General features: G+C 32.8%; 16 protein-coding genes and 1 tRNA gene. 11 read left to right on the top strand and 6 right to left on the bottom strand.

All coding sequences use genetic code 11. The annotated features are described in order from the left end of the window. Positions 1-84: 84 nt before the first annotated feature. Positions 85-1,632: an SLC13 family permease gene (locus NSU06_RS00340; protein WP_049419874.1), complete on the bottom strand. Its 1,548-nt coding sequence runs from the start codon at positions 1,630-1,632 to the stop codon at positions 85-87. Between the two features lie 193 nt (positions 1,633-1,825). Continuing rightward, the gene (locus NSU06_RS00345) at positions 1,826-1,969 is read right to left on the bottom strand and encodes a hypothetical protein (protein ID WP_161800737.1); all 144 of its coding nucleotides are present in this window, start codon (positions 1,967-1,969) and stop codon (positions 1,826-1,828) included. A gap of 220 nt (positions 1,970-2,189) precedes the next feature. Between NSU06_RS00345 and NSU06_RS00350 the strand changes: the two genes are divergently transcribed. The 6 genes from NSU06_RS00350 (at position 2,190) to NSU06_RS00375 (ending at position 9,851) form a co-directional block, all read left to right on the top strand. Further along, the gene (locus NSU06_RS00350) at positions 2,190-3,182 is read left to right on the top strand and encodes a metal ABC transporter solute-binding protein, Zn/Mn family (protein WP_070548117.1); all 993 of its coding nucleotides are present in this window, start codon (positions 2,190-2,192) and stop codon (positions 3,180-3,182) included. A gap of 185 nt (positions 3,183-3,367) precedes the next feature. Then, on the top strand, positions 3,368-3,592 hold the full coding sequence (locus NSU06_RS00355; protein ID WP_002449204.1) for a hypothetical protein: 225 nt from the start codon (positions 3,368-3,370) through the stop codon (positions 3,590-3,592). Between the two features lie 214 nt (positions 3,593-3,806). Then, entirely contained in the window at positions 3,807-5,165 is a 1,359-nt protein-coding gene (gene brnQ, locus NSU06_RS00360) for a branched-chain amino acid transport system II carrier protein (RefSeq protein ID WP_017174728.1), read from the top strand. A 137-nt stretch (positions 5,166-5,302) separates the two neighbouring features. Continuing rightward, positions 5,303-7,423, top strand: a complete 2,121-nt coding sequence (locus NSU06_RS00365; RefSeq protein ID WP_048761050.1) for an AAA family ATPase — start codon at positions 5,303-5,305, stop codon at positions 7,421-7,423. Further along, positions 7,420-8,454, top strand: a complete 1,035-nt coding sequence (mcrC, locus tag NSU06_RS00370) for a 5-methylcytosine-specific restriction endonuclease system specificity protein McrC (RefSeq protein WP_048761052.1) — start codon at positions 7,420-7,422, stop codon at positions 8,452-8,454. Before NSU06_RS00365 ends, mcrC begins: the two co-directional genes overlap by 4 nt. Positions 8,455-8,549: 95 nt before the next feature. Then, positions 8,550-9,851: an NtaA/DmoA family FMN-dependent monooxygenase gene (locus NSU06_RS00375; RefSeq protein WP_019835031.1), complete on the top strand. Its 1,302-nt coding sequence runs from the start codon at positions 8,550-8,552 to the stop codon at positions 9,849-9,851. Positions 9,852-9,929: 78 nt separating this feature from the next. Here NSU06_RS00375 and NSU06_RS00380 read toward each other — a convergent pair whose 3' ends face one another. Beyond that, positions 9,930-11,306, bottom strand: a complete 1,377-nt coding sequence (locus tag NSU06_RS00380; RefSeq protein ID WP_002488489.1) for an amino acid permease — start codon at positions 11,304-11,306, stop codon at positions 9,930-9,932. A 306-nt stretch (positions 11,307-11,612) separates the two neighbouring features. On the opposite strand from NSU06_RS00380, the gene NSU06_RS00385 reads away from it, so the two are divergent. The 4 genes from NSU06_RS00385 (at position 11,613) to NSU06_RS00400 (ending at position 15,601) form a co-directional block, all read left to right on the top strand. Continuing rightward, positions 11,613-12,233, top strand: a complete 621-nt coding sequence (locus tag NSU06_RS00385; protein WP_048787699.1) for a nitroreductase family protein — start codon at positions 11,613-11,615, stop codon at positions 12,231-12,233. Between the two features lie 208 nt (positions 12,234-12,441). Then, positions 12,442-14,451: a catalase gene (locus NSU06_RS00390; RefSeq protein ID WP_048761058.1), complete on the top strand. Its 2,010-nt coding sequence runs from the start codon at positions 12,442-12,444 to the stop codon at positions 14,449-14,451. 196 nt (positions 14,452-14,647) lie between these two features. Next, on the top strand, positions 14,648-15,181 hold the full coding sequence (locus NSU06_RS00395) for a VOC family protein (RefSeq protein ID WP_002449191.1): 534 nt from the start codon (positions 14,648-14,650) through the stop codon (positions 15,179-15,181). A 126-nt stretch (positions 15,182-15,307) separates the two neighbouring features. Beyond that, positions 15,308-15,601, top strand: a complete 294-nt coding sequence (locus NSU06_RS00400) for a hypothetical protein (RefSeq protein WP_048761062.1) — start codon at positions 15,308-15,310, stop codon at positions 15,599-15,601. A gap of 216 nt (positions 15,602-15,817) precedes the next feature. Here NSU06_RS00400 and lip read toward each other — a convergent pair whose 3' ends face one another. From lip to NSU06_RS00415, 3 genes are all read right to left on the bottom strand, one after another. Then, complete coding sequence (lip, locus tag NSU06_RS00405; RefSeq protein ID WP_131566630.1) at positions 15,818-18,085, bottom strand: YSIRK-targeted triacylglycerol lipase; 2,268 nt, start codon at positions 18,083-18,085, stop codon at positions 15,818-15,820. 393 nt (positions 18,086-18,478) lie between these two features. After that, complete coding sequence (locus tag NSU06_RS00410; RefSeq protein WP_048761068.1) at positions 18,479-19,990, bottom strand: MFS transporter; 1,512 nt, start codon at positions 19,988-19,990, stop codon at positions 18,479-18,481. A gap of 152 nt (positions 19,991-20,142) precedes the next feature. Next, positions 20,143-20,233, bottom strand: a tRNA-Lys gene (locus tag NSU06_RS00415). A 218-nt stretch (positions 20,234-20,451) separates the two neighbouring features. Here NSU06_RS00415 and NSU06_RS00420 point away from each other — a divergent pair. Then, positions 20,452-21,324 carry a trypsin-like serine peptidase gene (locus NSU06_RS00420; protein WP_048761071.1) on the top strand — a complete coding sequence of 291 codons (873 nt, stop codon included), beginning with the start codon at positions 20,452-20,454 and terminating at the stop codon, positions 21,322-21,324. Positions 21,325-21,383 lie beyond the last annotated feature (59 nt).

Genomic DNA, 21,383 nt, shown 5'->3' on the forward strand with positions numbered 1-21,383 from the left:
CTACGACAAGAATTCACTGTACAAATAAATGGTTTTTTTGGTCATGATAAACCTCTCTATCTATAAAATGAATCTGACTTCATTTTACACTAAACCTAACCATTTCCAATACGTTAAGCTAAATAAAATCACAAGAATATAACCTATAATAGTGAGAGGAATACCTGATTTTAAGAAATCTTTAACCGTAAATGTATCCGTACCGTAGGCTAACATATTTTGTGGTGCACTCACTGGTAATAAGAATCCAAAGCTAATTACAAATTGTTGTATTAAAACAAAGCCGATAGAATGATCGCCTAACTCTAATGTTGATGTTAATGAAATAAATACGGGTATCAATGCAGAGGATAAGCTTGTTGCACTCGCAAAACCTAAATGAATTAAAATATTGAATAATGTAATGAGTGCAATCGTTGCGATAATTGGTAACCCTTTTAGTCCCATTAACCCAAATGTTTTATCACTGAGCCATTGGGCAGCGCCTGTTTTAAGTAAGACGTTACCAAGTGAGATGCCTACACCAAAGACGATAATTGTCCCCCATGGAATTTTCTTTTCAACGCCTTTCCAAGTAATCACACCGATTTTAGGCATTAGCATCATACCTAATGCGATTAGCGTAACACTTGCTGAATCGATAGGGTGAAGCACTTTCTCGGTAGACCAAAAGATCAGTAATAAGATAGAAATGACAATGAGTCGCCATTCTCTAGCACTCATTGGACCTAGTTCGTTTAAGTCATGTTTAATCAATTCTTTACCACCTTCGATGGCATCTCGTTCAGGTGGCATCACTTTCATCATAATGAAATATAAAGCAATGGACATCAGTATAGACCATGGTGCAGCGTATAAAAACCATTCACCCCAAGACACATTATAACCTAAGTTTTGATTAATGAAATTGATAGCGACGATATTTTGCGCAGCGGCAGTTTTAATACCGATATTCCAAATCGATACAGCTTGTACGGATGTAATAATAAGAAGTGATGCTAGTTTACTATCTTTACTCACTTTAAAGGCTGCAATCATTCCAAGTAAAATGGGTACGACAGCACCAGCACGAGCCGTAGCAGAAGGTACAAAAAAGGCTAATACAATTGATACTAAAATTGCACCGATAACAATATGTTTTGTTTTATTTCCTACAATTGAAAGGACATAAAGTGCTAGTCGTTTATGAAGATTGGTTTCTTGCATGGCAACTGCTAAGAATAAAGCGGCGGTCACAAGTGCCACTGCAGAAGTAGAAAAACCACTAAATGCGAGACTCAGAGCATTGTTTGTTCCTAATAATTCGCTTCCCTTAAGAATGGTGTCTCCACTTTTAGGATGACCAAGTTGTTCTGATAGATGTTGAACAGGACTAAAGCCAAGTAACAATATAATAAGCCCTAAAATTAAAGTCGCTGAAACTGGATAAGATACTGCTTCAGTAACCCACATGATTACGGCAAAAGCAAGAATGGCAAGTGCTGCTTTAGCCATGACCGGTAAGCTACTTGAAGTAGGTAGTAATAAAATCATTACTAATACGATAAAACTAATCACAATCCATAATGGTTTATATCCTTTATTTGATTTCTCTTTGTTAGATTGATTAGTGATTTGATTCCCCTTTGTCATTATTATCGTCTCCCTTAAAATAGTTACATTATTATTTTAACAAGAAAACGCTTTATTTTAGGAGTTACATTTTAAAATACACAAAATTTTCAAAAAACTATTATTTACAGTTAATAATCATAGAAATATTGAGATGAAAAAGAGCGAAACACTGAATTCAATGGGAATTCTGTTTCATTCTGTTACTTATATATTAAAGCCGTCCGAAACCATTTTCCTTAATATTGTTAACTTGATCTAAACTAATAGTTTGTTCTTGAGGTTCAGTAATATGGATATGTTGATCATCTTTAATTTTATCTATAGCAATATATTCTCCACTCATTGTTTCAGGCATTACTTTACTTTTGCTATTAAATGTTTCAATAATGCCTTATTTATCTAGAAGAAATTTTTTCATAATAAAAATCCTTTTATAACTTTCGGTCCTTTTTCTGACTGTAGTAAAACAACAATTATAATTATTTAGTAATTTTTATTTTTTAATCGCCCATTGACAATTTCGGTATGAAATGCGATTATTAAAACGTAATAATTGCGATTTAGGAGAGAAGAAAATGATTAAGAAAAGTTTAATGTTAGTCTTCATCAGTATTTTAACGTTGTCACTTGTAGCTTGTGGAACATCCAATAGTGGTAGTGATAAAGATAAAAAATCAGAGAACAATGAAAAGCTTGAGGTAAAAACGACAGTATATCCACTGAAATCTTTTGCTCAACAAATTGGTGGTAAATACGTTCATGTTGAATCAGTCTATCCGAATGGAATGGATCCACATACATATGAGCCGAGTCAAAAACAAATGGTCGATATTGGTAAATCAGATTTATTTGTATATACAGGGGATAATCTAGACCCAGTCGCTAAAAAAATTGCAAATGCGATGAATGATAAAAATAAAACATTATCATTAGAATCATCTTTAAATAAAGCCGATTTGTTAAAAGGCGAAGAGGATGAACATGAACACGGTGAACACGAAGAACATGGCGAGCACGAAGAACATGAGCATCATCATGGTAAATATGATCCTCATGTTTGGTTAGATCCTGTATTAAGTCAACAATTTGCGAAAGATATAAAGGATGAATTAGTTAAAAAAGATGCTAAACATAAAGATGACTATGAAAAGAATTATAAAAAATTAGTTAGTGATTTGAAGGATTTAGATAAAGATATGAAATGTGCTGTTAAAGGTCAAGAAGGTAAAACAGTATATATTTCACATGATTCTATTGGTTATTTAGCTGATCGCTATGGTTTTAAGCAAGAAGGAATCGAAAATATGAATGCTGAAGAACCAAGTCAAAAAGATCTTACAACTATTGTAAAACAAATTAAAGAGGATAAGGTAAACTATATCCTAGCTGAAGAAAATGTGTCGAATAAAGTTGCAGACACGGTTAGAAAAGAAACACATGCAAAAACAATTTCATTTTATAATATGGGTTCTCATACTAAACAACAAGATAATGACAGTAATACGTATCAATCATTTATGAAGAAAAATATTAAAGCTATTGAAAAAGCTTTAAAAAATGAATCTTAAAATTAAAGTATATTAAAGTAAAGAAGTAAGATATGAAGATCAAGTAAATTCTATCTTACTTCTTTTTTATAGGCTTCCTTTTTCAAAAAAAAGTGGTATATTAAATTTAAATAATATGTAGGGCATTATTTATTATTTTTATGAAGTAAGGGTTTATCACTAATAGATTGGAAGGAGACAGCGTCATGAATATTTATAGACTACGTTACCAACACCATAAAGACATTGTAGATGACAATATTTTAACGGTATTTGTATTGGCCAAAAATGAAGAAGATGTAAGGAAATTTGCGAAAACGGTAAATTACAAAGTTGAAGATGTTAAACATACAACATATGAAGCTTATGAAGAAGCTAAAGCAAAAGGTGAAACATATCGCCTTGAACATGCAGATACATATATTAGCTAAGTCTGTATAACTAAAAATTATATAATTAAGGATAAATATCGATGAGTATAAGGTTACACTTAAAACTTCTTTTTGCATAAAAAATGAATGTAATCATGCAAAGAGAAGTTTTTTTATATATTATTATCTAACTTTTTTAAAAATTCTAAAGAAATTGATTTTAAAAAAATGTATAATATCTATTATGACTTTAAGAGGGAAACGAGGAAAGACAATGAAACAGAAACTTACATTTAAAGAGAATCTCTTTATTGGGTCGATGCTTTTTGGTTTGTTCTTTGGAGCAGGAAACTTAATTTTTCCACTTCATCTAGGGCAAATGGCAGGCGCAAACGTATTACTTGCGAATTTAGGATTTTTAATTACAGCAATCGGTTTACCATTTTTAGGAATTATTGCGATTGGTATTTCTAAGACGAATGGTGTATTTGCAATTTCTTCACGCGTAAGTAAAATTTATGCATACATATTTACGATTGGTCTTTATCTTGTTATTGGACCCTTCTTTGCTTTACCAAGACTTGCAACAACATCATATGAAATTGCTTTTTCACCATTTGTTTCTCCAAGCAGTGGAAAATGGATTTTACCTGTCTTTAGTATGTTGTTCTTTATCGTAGCTTGGTTTTTTGCACGTAAACCCTCTAAAATCTTAGACTATATTGGCAAGTTCTTAAATCCAGTCTTTTTGATTTTATTAGGTATCGTGGTCGTACTTGCATTGATTCACCCAATGGGCAGTATAAGTCATGCACCAATAAGTCCTGACTACAATAAGAGTGTATTATTAAAAGGTTTTATCGATGGGTATAATACATTGGATGCACTGGCATCACTAGCATTTGGCATCATTATTGTAACGACTATTAAAAAATTAGGTATTACAAATCCTAATGATATTGCTAAAGAAACAGTGAAATCGGGGGCCATTAGCATTATTGGCATGGGTGTCATCTATACACTTCTTGCAGTAATGGGAACAATGAGTCTTGGAGAATTTAAAGTAAGTGAAAATGGGGGCATTGCCCTTGCACAAATTGCCCAACATTATTTAGGTGATTTCGGAATTATTGTTTTATCACTTATTATTATTGTGGCGTGTTTAAAAACGGCAATTGGTTTAATTACAGCTTTTTCAGAAACATTTACAGAACTATTTCCTAAAACGAACTACATTGTATTAGCCACTATGGTTAGTGTATTGGCGTTTATATTTGCGAATGTCGGATTAACAAAAATTATTATGTACTCATTACCCGTATTAATGTTTATTTATCCATTAGCCATTACACTGATTTTACTAACCTTAGTAAGTCATTTATTTAATAATTCGCCAATTGTGTACCGCTTTACTACATTATTTACAGTGATTGCTGCATTTTTTGATGGTATTAAAGCGAGTCCAGAACCTTTTGTGAAAACGAACTTCGCACAATCATTAATCGGTTTTGCTGAGAATTATTTACCATTCTTTGATATTGGTATGGGATGGATTGTCCCAGCATTAATTGGATTTATTATCGGACTTATTGTCTATAAAGTTCGTGGCAACAAACACGAAGTTCAAGCATAATTAAGCCATTTACTATAAGCTATAAGAAGTTGAAATCATACGATCTTATAGCTTATTTTTTTATATATTTAAAGGTATAAATATATTTATAAAATGCATTAAAATGAAGATAATAATAATTTTGAGGAGAAATAAAGATGGACTATAAAATAGATAAAACATGGGCAATCTTTTATAAAGCCTTAGCTCATAAATTGTTAGAATATCAAAATTGTCGTGATCAATTGATTGAGAAAATACAAGAACTTTATATTAACACTCAAATCAATATGCCTAAATTAGAAATTAATAATGAAATGATAGATATGGATCCATTTACTGTGTTTGGATTATTTAATAAGAGTTCTATGACTAAAAAAAATAGAATTAAAATTATAGAAGAAATGGCCAAACTATTTGATGTGAAAGCAGATATACCACAAAATTTTGATGGTATTCCGACAGTGATGAATTTACGTGCTACATTTTATAATTTTAAGAATGATCGTGAAGCACAAGATATTGAAAATTTATGGTCGTTGTTTGAAATTGCTTTATTGTATTCAGCAGATAAAAGTGAAGATAATGAAAATAACTTTAAGAGAAAATTTAATCAAGTGATGGCTCAGCCTGGAATCGGTATGGGTAAGTTAACCAGTGGATTATTTTGGATTGATTCTGACACATTTGCCAATTTAGATTCTCGAGCGATTTGGTATATTTTTGAAGAAAGCGAAATCAGTACAAAGTATATCAATTTTGAGGTTAACTTAAAACAATCATTAACTGCGACCACGTATTTAATGATGATTGAAAAATTAAAATTATTTTTAAAAGAGGATAACTATTTGAATGATTTTATTGATTTAAGTTATGAAGCATGGCGCAAATCAAAGGAAGTCAAGCAAAGTTCAAAAGTAAAAGATATCGATGCAGATAAGGATTTAGAAGTCGTGAATTATTGGATTTATTCTCCAAAACCACAAGATGTTGATTTTGCTTCTTTTATTGAGAATGGAGAAATGTCTATTGGATATAACGAGTTAGAAGATTTCTCGAAATATGCATCTAAAGAAGAGATTAATCAAAAATTACAACAATTGAACCATAATCAGCATCATTATATTCATACGGTTAATGCCATATGGGAATTTAGTAAAGAAATGAAACGTGGGGATATTGTTTATGTGAAAAAAGGACAGACTGATATTGTAGGATGGGGCGTTGTTTCATCCAATCATCAATATAAAAATGATAAAAATATCATTCAGCTTGTTTGGAAGGAGAAAGGAAACTGGAAGATTCCAATCAAAACATTAAATAAGACGCTCACTAAAATTACGCCATATAGTGAAACGATTCGGAAATTTAATGAGTTATTTTCAGTTGAACATTCTGATGGAGTGGTTGCTACACAAACGACTTATCCCATTTATACAGCAGAACAATTCTTAGACGACGTATTTATGAATGAAGAAGACTATGACACGCTTGTGCAATTAATTAGAAGAAAAAAGAATGTCATCTTACAAGGGCCACCAGGCGTAGGTAAAACGTATGCAGCGAAACGATTGGCTTATTCAATGATAGGTGTTAAAGATAAAGAACGTGTGAAACTTGTACAATTCCATCAAAGCTATTCATATGAAGATTTTGTGATGGGTTATCGTCCTACTGAAACTGGCTTTGAATTGCGTACCGGTGCGTTTTACAATTTTTGTAAGCAAGCAGAAGAAGATAATGAGAAAGACCATTTCTTTATTATCGATGAAATTAATCGTGGCAATTTAAGTAAGATATTTGGTGAGTTGTTTATGTTAATTGAAAATGATAAGAGGGGAATGGAAATAGAATTACTCTATGCAGATGAGAAATTCTGTGTTCCAGATAATGTTTATATTATTGGTATGATGAATACAGCAGATCGAAGCTTAGCCATGCTTGATTATGCACTACGACGTCGATTTGCATTTTTTGATATGAATCCTGCCTTTGAAACCATACAATTTAAACATTATCAAGAAAATTTAAAAAATCCACAATTTGATGCATTAATTGATACAATTCAAGCACTGAATGTCGACATTCGAGATGAGGATATGTTAGGTGAGGGGTTCGTTATTGGCCATAGTTATTTCAGTAATATGGTTGATGTCACAGAGTCTGAATTATCAAATATTATTGAATTCGAAATGATACCATTATTAAAAGAATATTGGTTTGACGACCCTTCAAAAGTGGATAGTTGGAAGGTACGTTTAAGGGAAGCGATTCAATGATTAACATTCATAATATTTATTATATGTTGTCTTACGCGTTTACAGTTTTGAATAAGAAAGGCTATCAACATATAGCAACAGAATCATTTAATAATGTGGCAGATTTATATAGTGCGCTCTTGATTAAAGGCGTATCGAGTCAATTAAAATATGGTCTTCAACATGACTATTTAGAACACAATGACTCGCTTAATGTGATACGAGGAAAGATTAATGTCACAGCATCCATACAACAAGGAACAATGATGCATAAACAGTTAAATTGCACGTATGATGAATTTTCAATTAATACGTATATGAATCAAATTTTAAAAACAACAATGCTTAATGTTCTAAAATTAGATATTTCGCGCACACGTAAAAAAGCGTTAAAACGACTGCTGATATATTTTGAACAAGTAGATATATTAGATTATCGACATATTGATTGGCAGTTACGATTTGATCGTCATCACGAAACATATCGTATGTTAATGGCTATTTGTTACCTTGTTACGCAAGGACGAATTCAGTCAGAAAGAAGCGGTTCAAGAGAAACGATGATGTTCGAAGATGAACAACAGATGGCGCGTTTATATGAACGGTTTGTTAGGGCTTATTATAAAAAGGAATTTCCACAGTTAAAAGTCACCGCGTCTCATATTCCATGGGCCACTGATGATGATTATCGTCACATGTTACCGACAATGAGAAGTGATGTCATGCTCACTTATGGGAAACAATGTTTAATTATTGATACAAAGTATTATACGTCGACGTTACAACAGTATTTTGATACAAGAACGATTCATTCTGGAAATTTATATCAAATATTTGCGTATGTAAAAAATGAAGCATTTCACTTAAAATCGAAACAGATAAATGTTGCGGGGATGTTACTGTATGCGAAAACGGATGAACAACTTGTACCTGATAATACGTTTCAGATGAGTGGCAATACGATTAGTGTCAAAACATTGGATTTAAATCAAGATTTTATTCATATTGCTAAACAACTAGATGATATTGTATATAATTATTTTAAGATATAAAATAGTTAGTAGATATTGTAAAATTTCAACAATTCATATACGATATATGCAAATTAAAATGACAATTTTGACTTATAACAAAGGGGTTAATGACAATGAAACACATGCATTTATCTGTTTTAGCTTATAGTACAGGTCTACATCCTGCTTCTTGGAGACTACCACATTCATATGTTGAAGAAGTTGGAGATATTGATTTTCAAATTAAGTTAGCAAAATTAGCTGAAAAAGGTAAACTGGATGCTTTCTTCTTAGGTGATGGTCAATATATTTCTGGAGAAGAAACGGGACATATTTCTTATTATTTCGAACCACTAACGGCGCTTGCTGCAATTTCACGTGAAACACATTCAATTGGTTTGATAGGTACCATTTCTTCTTCTTTTTATGAACCTTATCTTGCAGCACGTATGCTTTCAAGTTTACATCAAATATCTCATGGGCGTATTGGGGCAAATATTGTAACATCTCAATTTGATTTAGAAGCACAAAACTATTCGATGCAAGCTTTACCACATCTTGAAAAACGATATGAACGAGCAGATGAATTTATCAATGTAATGAAAAAATTATGGGAGTCATTTACGGTAGAGGCTATCGTTAATCACAAAGACTCAGGGATTGGCTTAAATCATCAGTATATTCATCCACTTCATTATCAAGGAAAGTATTTTCAAGTTGCCGGAGCTATTAACATTCCAACACCAAAATATGGTCGACCACGTTTATTTCAAGCAGGAACTTCCATTCCAGGGCGTGATTTAGCAGTACGACACGTGGATGCTATTTTTTCAATTGCATGGAATTTACAAGATGGCCAACAATTCAGACAAGACATTCATCAACGTGCCATGGAAGCAAATCGTCAACCACCTCTTGTATTACCAGGTCTCACCGTTTATGTTGATGAGAATGAAGAGGATGCTTATAAACTTAAGCAACAATTAGATGATATGATTCCACTTGAAAAACGCAAAAAACAATTATCTAAAGCCATTGGTCTAGATATAAGTGAATGGAAACTAGATGAAGTCGTACCATCATTACCACCTTATGATGCGTTAGAGAAAAAAGTTGTAAAATCTGTGTATGAAGCTGTACAGCGTGCTGTTATGACCGAACACCTTACCTTACGCGATGTATTAGATCGATTTGGTACTTGGGTAGGACATAAAACGATAGTGGGAACACCGGAACAAGTAGCGGATGAAATGATTGAATGGTTTGAAAAAGAAGCGTGCGATGGTTTTATGTTAATGTCACCAACATATCCAAATGCATTTGAAAAATTTATCGATTTAGTCATTCCAGTTCTTCAAGCGCGTGGCGTGTTTAGAAAAGAATATGAAAGCCATATGTTAAAAGACCATTTAAATATAAATACAGAGAAACTATAATTAAGCTTCTCTTTTATTTAATAGATATCATGAAAAAAGACTTCCTCCATTAGGGGGAAGTCTAAAATGTTCTTTATATTATTCCATTTTAACTTTCGCTTTGTCTGATTCTTTTTTATATTTTTGATACATAATCCAAAGAATAATTGCCCATACGGGTATAAATAATACTCCAATTCTAGTTGAACTGTTAATTAATAAGATAATAAAGATAAATGCGAAGAAAGCTAGAATCGCAAATGCCATATATTTTCCGCCAGGCATTTTGAACTTACTATCTTTGTGTAATTCAGGATTACGTTTGACATAATTTAGATAGGCAATCATGATAAGTGTCCAAATTAAAATATTCAATACTGTTGAAAATATCGTAATTTGAACGAACACTTTTGTTGCATCTTTAAATACTGCATTTAAAATAACTGAAATACTTAATAAGCCGCATGTAACTAAAATAGCATAGTGAGGTACACCATGTTTATTTGTTTTATGCAAGAATGGTGGGCCTTGTTTACGACCTGCTAAACCGTACATTGTACGACTATTTGCGAAAATACCACTATTACATGATGAAGCAGCTGCTGTTAAAACGACAAAGTTAATAATACCGGCAGCAAATGGAATACCAATCAGGCCGAATAATTTTACGTAAGGACTGTCTGCTGGGTTTAGTTTATCCCAAGGTACTACAGACATGATCACTGCTAATGAGCCAATATAGAAAATTAAAATACGCGCAGGTACATTGTTAATTGCTTGAGGAATCGTTTTGTGTGGGTTCTTAGTTTCCCCAGCTGTAATTCCAATTAACTCAATACCAATAAATGAAAAGATAGCCATTTGAAATGCCATCAAGAAACCTTGAATACCATTCGGGAAAAATCCACCTCTAGACCAAAGGTTCGTTACGCTTGCTTGTCCATATGATGTTTTCATTCCAAGCACAATCATCACAATACCAACAATGATTAAGGCTACAATTGTTATCACTTTAATAATTGACAGCCAGAATTCTAACTCTCCAAATAGCTTTGCACTGAATAAGTTCAAAGCGACTAATACTAAGATAGTAAATGCAGCTGTTAGCCAGTTTGGTACTGTAGGATACCAATACCCTACATATTTCGCTACTGCAGTTACCTCAGCCATACCTGAGATAATCCAAGTTAACCAATACGTCCATCCGACCATAAATCCAGCAATTGGTCCAATATAATGATGGGCGATATCGCCAAATGATTTAAATCCTAAGTTTGATAACAATATTTCACCCATTGCTCTCATAAACATAAATAATACAAAACCGACAATAACATAAGTCAATAAAATAGACGGTCCGGCTAAATGTACAGATTCACCTGATCCAAGGAACAGTCCTGTACCAATTGCGCCACCAATAGCGATAAGTTGAATATGTCTATTACTCAACTCTCTTTGCAGTTTATCTTCTGCCATAATTTTCTTCCCTTTCATGAGTAACCTTATGACTGAAACTTTATGACTGAATCCAATACCCTTTGTTATAACATAAATAATTTTTCTAAATTTCAAATTATTTATTTGTTAAGGTTAAGGATACCCTATTTAGTTATTGTTAATCAAATAATAGTCTAATAGATAAATGTTAATACATTATTAACTATAATTAATAATGTATTAAATTGAGTGTTTTTTTAAATCTATAAGCAAATTACTTCTATTTATTTTCAATTTATTTAATAATCTAGGTTACGTAATTAAAATATGAAAGTAGGAAAATGAATGAACGATTTTAACGAAATATTGGAAAGTAGAAAATCTGTGAAAGGATTTGATCCAAATTATAAAATTCCACATGAAGAAATGAATGAAATCATTAGCAAGGCAACAAAAGCACCTTCATCAGTGAATATGCAGCCGTGGCGTTTTGTTGTTGTAGAAAGTGATGAAGCGAAAGCAAAATTACGTCCATTAATTCGTTTTAATACGTCACAAAATGATACATCATCAGCGATGATTGTTATTTTCGGTGATTTACAATGTTATGAGGAAGGCGAGTTTATCTATAACAAAGCGGTTGAGGAAGGACATATGCCTCAAGAAGTAAAAGACCAAATGTTACCTTTTGTAATGGATACTTACAAAAATAGTTCACGTGAAGTTATGAGTGACATCGTAAAAGTGGATAGTAGTTTAGCTGCGATGCAATTAATGTTAGTTGCAAAACAATATGGCTATGATACGAACCCTATCGGTGGTTTTGAGCATGACAAAATTGGCGAAGCATTCGGATATGATTTAGAACGTTACGTTCCAGTGTTAATCGTTGCGATTGGTAAGAAAGAAAAAGAACCTCATACATCATATAGAATGCCAGTTGATAAGGTAGTAGATTACCAATAATTAAAGTTTAATATAAAATATCAAAAAATATATTTTCATAAACGATTATAAAAGAAAGTTCTTTAAATAAAAATTTATGGGAATATATTTTTTCTTTAAAATGATTAATTCTTTTATAAATGGGAATAACTAACTGTATCCCGTAATAAGGAAACAATGTACATAACAATGTATTTACGATACCAATCTATATCTAGGAGAGATAAGTATGGATCAATCAAATGAAAACAAAAAACAACAACAATTAGATGCTCTAAGAAAAAATAATGATGGTACAGCAATGACTACAAATAGTGGTATGAAAGTAAGTGAAGATGAACATTCACTGACAGTAGGGGATAGAGGTCCGACTTTACTAGAAGACTTCCACTTCCGTGAAAAAATGATGCACTTTGACCATGAACGTATTCCTGAACGTGTGGTACACGCACGTGGATTCGGTGCACATGGTGAATTCCAAGTGTATGAAGATTTAAGTGAATATACAAGTGCTGACTTCTTAACACACCCTGAAAAAACAACACCTGTATTTGTGCGTTTCTCTACTGTACAAGGTTCTAAAGGATCTCCAGATACAGTACGTGACATTCGTGGTTTTGCTACTAAATTCTATACTGATGAAGGTAACTTCGATTTAGTGGGTAACAACGCACCTGTATTCTTTATTCAAGATGCAATTAAATTCCCTGACTTCGTACATGCGTTAAAACCAGAGCCACATAATGAAATGCCACAAGGTGGTTCAGCGCACGATACATTCTGGGATTTCATTGGTCAAAACCCTGAATCTATGCACGCAGTATTCTGGGCAATGAGTGATAGAGGGATTCCTAAAAACTTCCGTCAACAAGAAGGTTTTGGTGTACACACATTTAGACTTGTAAATAAAGAAGGTCAATCTTACTTTGTTAAATTCCACTGGAAACCTAAACAAGGTTTAGAAAGCTTAGTATGGGATGAAGCACAAATCTTACATGGTAAAGACATTGATTTCCATCGTAAAGATTTATATGAATCAATTGATAAAGGCGACTATCCTGAATGGGAATTAGGCTTACAAATTATCAAACCTGAACAAGAATTTGACTTTGATTTTGATATTTTAGATCCAACTAAATTATGGCCAGAAGATCAAGTACCTGTGAAAATTGTTGGTAAAATGACGTTGAACCGTAATGTAGATAACGTCTTTGCAGAAACTGAACAAGTTGCGTTCCACCCTGCACATATTGTTCCAGGTATTGATTTCTCTAATGACCCATTATTACAAGGTCGTTTATTCTCTTACACAGATACACAAATTTCTCGTCTTGGCGGACCAAACTTTAACCAAATTCCTATTAACCGCCCAGTTGCAGACGTTCATAATAATCAACGCGATGCAATGCATCAATCATATATTCATCAAGGTCAAACAGCCTACCATAAAAATGGCTTGAACAATAATGACCCTCATACGACACCTAAAGAACAAGGTGGTTTCGAGCATTATCATGAAAAAGTAGAAGGTTATAAAGTACGTCAACGTAGTGATAGTTTCAAAGATTACTATACTCAAGCTAAATTATATAAAAACAGCTTAACTGAAGCAGAACAACAACATTTAGCTGATGCATTTTCATTTGAAATTGGTAAATGTAAATCAACAGAAGTAAAACAAAATGCTGTTAATCAAATTAATAAAGTTGATCGTAAATTAGCTGAATACGTAGCAAATAATGTAGGTGTAGAAGTTCCGGCAGAAAACGAAGAAGTGCAATCAGATGCTAAAGATAGCCAATTAACATTAGAAAAATTTGATATCCCACTAAAAGGACACTCTGTAGCAGTGCTTGTAAATGGTGATATTAGCGCTGAAACATTAAAATCATATGCAGAAGTATTTGTTAACAACGACTTAAACTATGCATTTGTTGGACAAACAGCTAAAAACCTTAATGATGACGAAATTGGTATTACTGAAACTTATAGCACAGCAAGTTCAACAGTATTTGATAGTGTAATCGTTCTTTCAGACGGTAAAGAAATGTTACCGACTGCGATTGACTTTGTTGAAATGAGCTATAATCATAAAAAACCTGTTGTAATCACTGAAGAAGCGAAAAATGTATTACAAAGTAATCGTATTGATTTAGATGCGCCTGGTGTTGTAGTATCTAGCGAACCACAAGCTATCCTTGACGCATTCAAACGTTACAGATATTTCGATAGAAAATAATGAATGATTTTTTGAAAAAGCCTGAGACATAATGTGTTGTCTTAGGCTTTTTTAATATATTGGCAGTCGATGATTGAATTGAACATGCGTTTGTTCCAAATTCTTTTCAATCAACACAAGTTGGAGATACGTTACTGGAGTGGACGATAAATTCAAAATGAATGCTGTCTTGCACTCTTTTGAGTAAGGAGGAGATATGATGAATCGAGGTATTAATCATATTGGTCTTACGGTTCCTAGTATTGAAAAAGCCACTGCTTTTTTTAAACAGGGACTAGATGGAAAAATTGCATATGATAGTCAAACTAAAAATGATGAACCAAGAGGTGGCGAATATGTCGAGCATATCTTAGGGCTAGAAAAAGGAACTTCAATTATTCATAAACGCATGATGGTGTTTGGTTGTGGTCCTAATATTGAAATGTTTGAATTCCAACACGCTCAACAACATGAACCACAATCACTACAAGATATAGGTTTTACACATATTTCTTTTTATATTGAAAGTGACGAATTTGAACATGTATTAGAACGTGTCAAACAGGCAGGAGGAGAGCCACTATCTGAACCACATTCTAATACAAAATATGAGAATACAGAGAATAATAAAACCGTTTATATTCGAGCGCCATGGGGAAGCTTAATCGAACTTCAAACTGTACCTAATGGTTTTTATTATCCAAAAGATAGTGAAGCGAAGGTATTTATTCCTAAAAGTAACGATGAGTAATAAAATGGACGCAGTAGTGCATTACATTTTTCGACAGTGACGATTTTGTGTACATTTTCTAGAAACAGGGTAATAAACTAGAAAGCCTATCAAATGGCTTAATGACAGTTTAAGGGAGTAGAACAAATGATTGATATTCAAATTCAAAAATGTGACTTAATTGAAGTCATTGGATCAATAATCAATGAAAAAGTCGAAGTTGACAATCAAGATGCATGTGAATATTTAGCGACTGAAATTGTGAATGGATTAGAAAGCTACAATAGTGAAGAAACTCAAGCAAATAATTTATTAGGATTGAATAGTGCATTACGTCATGAAGTCAAAGCTTCTAACCACTCTAAAAAGATCACACTTTCAGCAAATGAAGAAGCATTCTCGTCAAACGATAATAATGTAGATGTACGTTCATCTAACTAGACTGAAAAACTTACAGCACTTTATGACATCATGTTCTTACAAATCTTACATAATAAAAAGCACTTCCTAACGAGTGAAAATGTCTTCATCTCATTCGGAGGTGCTTTTATTTATATGAAATTAGAAAAATAATGCTTTAACTATTCTGAAGAAAGAACCAAGTAATTGAAAGACATCACCAGACATTAGACAACCACCTTTCCGCAAAAAATTATATTAAGCTTCGTTAGTTGAAGTTAGCGCTTCTGTTTGAACTAAATCATCTGCTAAATCATACCAAAACTGTTGTAGTTCTTCTCTTGAACGTTTTGTATCTGTACTGTCTTGACCTACAAAATCGACATGATCCCAGTCGTGTTTAGTAGGTGTTACTTGCCAAATACCTTTTTGATTTGTATCAGTTGCTTCTGTATAAGCTTGATTGAAAGGATGTTGAGATGAAATCACAGATACAAGACCATCATTTTCTCTCCATTCTTTTTCAGTAGCTTTACCAATCACATTTCCTGTCACTGTGAATGGTAAGAACATATTATAGTCTGCTTTTTGTTTTCCTATTAAAGTCGGATGCGTTGCCTCAGCTGTATACGTTTTATAAACGATATTTGGATTAAGTGATGTTTTGCGGTTAAGATCTGTCGCGCCATCACGTGTTAAATCATAAAAACCATTATCTTTAGATTGCCATAATTTAGAGTTTTTAACGCGTAAAAGGTAAGAGATGTAGCTTTCACCAGGTTGTTGTTTTAGACCCCATTGAGACAAACCGAAGTCTACACGTGAATTTTTATTACCTAATCGTTTACCTAAATCAAAAACCACTTGACGAACAAGTGCTTCATTTCCTAATTCATCTGCAGCGTGGGTACCATTATGCGGTGTGCCTAATGTTGTAATTGAAGAAACCATATTATCGTGTCCACCTTGTAGTAAAGGAGAAATGTCACCACCATGTGTTTTTTGGTATTCAATTTCTTCTTGACTACCATTTCTTAATAATTCTTCTAATTGACGAACAGTTTGTCCTCCCATACTATGACCAACTAGATGCACTTTTTGACCAGGTTGCCAATCTTTATAAACGCCTTCGTATGTTTTACCATAGCGTTCATGTCCATATCTTTCTGCATGTGCAGCACCATAATCTACAGTACCACCTTTAATATAGTAATAAAGTTCAACGGCACGGTCATAGTTACTACCAAATGCACTGATACTTGCTTCATAAGCGTTATAACCATTTTGTTCTAAATCTTGACGAATGTTTAATTTATCGCCGCCCCAATAATGTGATAAAACATTAGGATTGATATCATCAGTAAATCCATTAAAACCATGAACAAGAATGATTGGATCTTGGTTTTTGTATTGACCTTGTTTAGCAACTTTATTGGTTTGATCTTTTGTTTCTGTCGTACCTTGCTGTTGAGATGTATTATTTGTTGTTGCTACTGCATTATTAGCTAATGTCTCTAAGCCAGCCTGTGAATTTTTTTGATCTTTAGCATCTTTATGTCCAACAGTTTCATTTGTTGTACCGTCAATTGAGATCGCTTCATCTTTAGTGTTTAAAGTATTCACTGTAGGTGCAGCAGGATCTGTAGGTTGTTTAGCTGTCACTGTTTGTTTTGTTTCAGTTGTGTCTACAGTATCGTTTGTTTTTCCAGTAGATGGTGCCTCTACGTCATTATTTTTTATTGCATCCTGATTTACATTTGAATCTTGTTGAGTTTTTGATGGTGTTAATTCTTTACTCTCTGTTAGAGGTGTTGACTGAGATGTTTTTGTTGAATGACTGTCAGTTGTTTTTGAAGTATTGTCTTTTGTAGATGATGTGTTGGTTTCAGCAGTCGTTGTTTGAGTTGTTGTTTTCTCTTCTGTCGGACTTTCATTTGTCACGTTTTCTGAAGAGTGAGCTTGATTTTTAGTAGTTGATGTTTCAGTTGTGTTATCTTTTTTATCTGAGGCTAGTGTGTCTTTTTGAATTGTGTTTTTAGTCGATTCTTGTGTTTCAAGAGAAGGTTGCTCCTCTTTAGTTGAAACTGATTCAGGGTCATCAGAAGATGTTTTTGTAGTTGATGCTTCTTCAGTTTCAGCTACTGAATGTTTTGTAGATTGATGAGTTACAATGTTGTCAGTTGTTCCTTCATTAGTATTTAATTGATCAGTGCTATCTTTAACTTGAGTTGAAGCTTTGTTTTCATTATGTAAGCGTTGTGCTTCATTTTCATTAGTTACTGATTGAGATGTAGAAGTAGCTTGTTCGTCAGATTGAACATTGTCTTGTTGTGTTTCTTGATTATCAGATTGTTTTTTATTATCCCCAATAGATTGTGCTACAGCTGATTCAGGATTTCCCTCTTCCTGATGTGTTTCTGCTGCCTGTGCAGCACCGCCTCCCATAAATAGCAATGTTGCTACTAAAATGGATGATGCACCCACACTGAATTTACGAATACTGTATCTGTTTTCACTTTTTTTCATAAATAGCACCTCTATTAATTGTTTTTTGTTATAAAATATATAGATTAAATAAAAATATTAATTATTGAACGTGGAATAAATCCAAAAAGTTTACTAAATATCGCTTTAATATTTTCCAAAGTAACCATCCTTTCTTAACCGACAATTTAGAAAGCGTTTACAAATGTGATGAAAAATTGTCGTATGTAGAACAGAGCTACATACGAGATTTAATCATCAACGTTGTCTATTGAATGTAAATAGATAGTAACGCTATATGAAAGCATTGTCAATAATCTGTCACAATTACATAGAGTAAATATACATTTTAAGAGTATATGAAATTGAAATGTGTAATAACATCGTAAACTAAGGAGCGAAACCCTAATAAAGTAAACTGTTCCTTAAAAATCATTACTTGTGTGTATTCAAATGTAACTCGGGGTTTTTAGGCGAACGAGGTGGTGTAATACGTCTCCCTTTTCCAAGAGACATTTGAATAATCGATGATACTAACATAATCGAATTGAAAATAATCATTAGTAGAAATACTTTATGATCAGCATCAATAGCAATATCTTTTATACGCTTAATATAAATTGAAGTGTTTGTAATATTTTCTGTATAAACAGATTGTGTTCCTTTTTGAATATTATATTTAATCAGATAGGCAATCACTGGAACAAGAAATGCTGCCGCGTAGTTACGTATTGTGTGCATCGTTTGAGAACGCTGACCAGCTTGAAGTAAATCGCCATCTAATAATGTTGCCATAGCACCACTTACAAGTGTCATACTTGCACCAAAACCAAGTAGGAAACCTTGAATGTAAAGTAAATGAATATTTACGATATCATGTAAAATCATCCAATGAACACTGACATAAAGTAACGCTGATGAGCCTAATGTGCCTAAAACACCAGCTCCTACTGCACTATAGATAAACATTTTAATCAATCCTGTCACAATGACACCTATGAAAAAGAATAAATAAAAGTGTAAAGATATAGTGAAAGGTAATTTTAAGATTCTAATTATATACACATTAATTCCTGCAATACCACATAATAAGGCTAAATGTGAAGATATAGCCATTGTTGCACCAACAAGTGGTTTCTTTGTTAATAACGTTTTAAAGTGAACAAATGGATGTTTTGCTTCATGATTAAAGACTACAAAATTTACAATGAATAAAATTGCTATAATTAGGATAGGCCAGACCCAGAGAGACCCGTACCCTTTTTGTGTAAGCATCCCCATCGGTAGCGTAAGAGCAATCGTACTAAGAACTAATGAAATAATCATAGGACGACTAATATGAATAGGTTCAGAATGTTGATATTCTTCTTTTGTTAAGAATATTGAACCTAAAATAAGACATAAGATAGCTGAAATAATATTAATAATAAAGATCCAATGCCAACGATCTAATTCTAAAGATAGACTACCTGATAGACCTCCCAATGCATTTGCGCCAAATAAACCTACAATAACCATTAATAAGAATACATTGCGGTATTGTTTAGGGAAATTGAGAAAGAGTTTTGGTAAAAGTGTGAAGAATAAAACGCCGGTACTTAAACTTTGTAACCCTTTAGCAATAGATAAAATAATTAAGTCGAAGGAAAAAAGCCCAATAATCGAGCCGATTAAAAATAGAGTTACAAAGAATAAAAAATTACGTCTAAACCCGAATTTGTGTGTCAATGTATGTCCAAGTGGCACGCCAAGTGCAAAGGCAAAGTTAGCAATCACAGAAGGTATAATGAGATATTGAGAACCTATACCAAATGATGTTTGTAAAATACCTTGATTTAAACTATAAGCCAAATTTGAAAAATATTGTGAACCAATGCCGAAGATAGTTAGTATGCCAAGTATTGATATTTCTAGCATTTTTCCTTTTTTAGATGACCAAAAGTCCATTTTTTTCACTCCGATATATGAATATGGTGTATCGTCATTTCGCAACTTAACTATTGTACTCTTATAAATGGGAAAAATAAATAAGAGTGTCTTATATATAAAATATGAAATAAAAAGAAACCTAAGAATTTAATCTTAGGTTTCTTAGATAGCGGAGGGAGAAGGATTTGAACCAACGCGAGCTAAAAGCTCCTACTAACCATAAAATGGTTAGCCTCTTAAGCCAGGCTTGAGTATCCCTCCATGATTTTACTTTAATACTATACTATATATTTTGAAGTTTGTAAAGAAAAATATTTTTTATGTAAATAATTTATAAATGTACATTAAAGTTAAAAATAAATTGTTTTATAAAAAAGACGCATACTGTCCTTTGTTTGTTTTATAATATTGATGTACATATTTTATTTTAAACATAAAACCAATTCATTTTTAAATGAAAGAAAGCAGGGGACAAATTAATGCTAAAATCTAAATTTGGTAAATCATTAGTAGCGAGTGTCGTTATTGGTGCCAGTGTACTAGGATATTCTGCCCAACATCAAGAGGCTAAAGCTGTAGAAACCAACTATTATTATGACGGGATACAAAGAGGATCATATCAAGCGTATTTAAAAGCGAAAAAAATTAGTAACAGCAGTATTTCAATCCAACGCTATCCAAATGCCTCACAAAATAATTTAAAGGCGATTGGCCGTGTATCTAATTTAAATGGCTGGAAAAAAGGCTCTCGCGATGCATCTGTAAGAAAGCAAGATTCTATGGGAACAGGAACAGTGATTGGGGCACATACATTTGTAACCAATGCACATGTTATCGATGATCAATATGGTCGTGCAGCGGCTCCGAAATATATTAAATTTCAAATGAATCGTGATGGAAGTCGTATGCCATATGTTTTCCAAGCAACAGAAGTGATTAAAGTACCACAATATGATATTGCAGTGGTTCACACAAAACAAAATATGTCTAAATATGTGAAACCAGTTAAAATTGCAACGGATTCAGAGATTAAACAATTGAAATTCAATTCGCCACTTTATTCATTAGGATATCCATGGCAATATAACGACAACACAAAAGCGTATTTTAATAAACTTCGTGTAACTCAATTCTCAACAAATGGTACAGAGATTCAAACGAAAGATATTTTTAGATCAGGTGCTTCAGGCTCACCAATGTTAAATAGTACATTTACAAAAATGTATGGCTTAAGAACATATGGATATAACTTAATGGGTGGTTCAACGGATGCTTATGCTAAACAAGAAATGTCTGGTGGCGAATCGTTTAAAGGATATGCTGGTCGTTTCGTACGTCAACATATTAAGTAATTAATATAAAAAGTACATGCTTTAGATAATGAAGTGTGTACTTTTTCATAACGACATAC

Origin of the sequence: Staphylococcus sp. FSL W8-1270, assembly GCF_038007165.1 — a bacterium.
GTDB classification, from domain to species: domain Bacteria; phylum Bacillota; class Bacilli; order Staphylococcales; family Staphylococcaceae; genus Staphylococcus; species Staphylococcus hominis.

Coding starts and splice junctions, on each gene's coding strand:
- NSU06_RS00390 (WP_048761058.1), top strand. CDS start 12,442: ATGGATCAATCAAATGAAAACAAAAAACAACAACAATTAGATGCTCTA.
- NSU06_RS00385 (WP_048787699.1), top strand. CDS start 11,613: ATGAACGATTTTAACGAAATATTGGAAAGTAGAAAATCTGTGAAAGGA.
- NSU06_RS00340 (WP_049419874.1), bottom strand. CDS start 1,632: ATGACAAAGGGGAATCAAATCACTAATCAATCTAACAAAGAGAAATCA.
- NSU06_RS00400 (WP_048761062.1), top strand. CDS start 15,308: ATGATTGATATTCAAATTCAAAAATGTGACTTAATTGAAGTCATTGGA.
- NSU06_RS00345 (WP_161800737.1), bottom strand. CDS start 1,969: ATGCCTGAAACAATGAGTGGAGAATATATTGCTATAGATAAAATTAAA.
- NSU06_RS00355 (WP_002449204.1), top strand. CDS start 3,368: ATGAATATTTATAGACTACGTTACCAACACCATAAAGACATTGTAGAT.
- brnQ (WP_017174728.1), top strand. CDS start 3,807: ATGAAACAGAAACTTACATTTAAAGAGAATCTCTTTATTGGGTCGATG.
- mcrC (WP_048761052.1), top strand. CDS start 7,420: ATGATTAACATTCATAATATTTATTATATGTTGTCTTACGCGTTTACA.
- NSU06_RS00380 (WP_002488489.1), bottom strand. CDS start 11,306: ATGGCAGAAGATAAACTGCAAAGAGAGTTGAGTAATAGACATATTCAA.
- NSU06_RS00350 (WP_070548117.1), top strand. CDS start 2,190: ATGATTAAGAAAAGTTTAATGTTAGTCTTCATCAGTATTTTAACGTTG.
- lip (WP_131566630.1), bottom strand. CDS start 18,085: ATGAAAAAAAGTGAAAACAGATACAGTATTCGTAAATTCAGTGTGGGT.
- NSU06_RS00375 (WP_019835031.1), top strand. CDS start 8,550: ATGAAACACATGCATTTATCTGTTTTAGCTTATAGTACAGGTCTACAT.
- NSU06_RS00420 (WP_048761071.1), top strand. CDS start 20,452: ATGCTAAAATCTAAATTTGGTAAATCATTAGTAGCGAGTGTCGTTATT.
- NSU06_RS00410 (WP_048761068.1), bottom strand. CDS start 19,990: ATGGACTTTTGGTCATCTAAAAAAGGAAAAATGCTAGAAATATCAATA.
- NSU06_RS00365 (WP_048761050.1), top strand. CDS start 5,303: ATGGACTATAAAATAGATAAAACATGGGCAATCTTTTATAAAGCCTTA.
- NSU06_RS00395 (WP_002449191.1), top strand. CDS start 14,648: ATGATGAATCGAGGTATTAATCATATTGGTCTTACGGTTCCTAGTATT.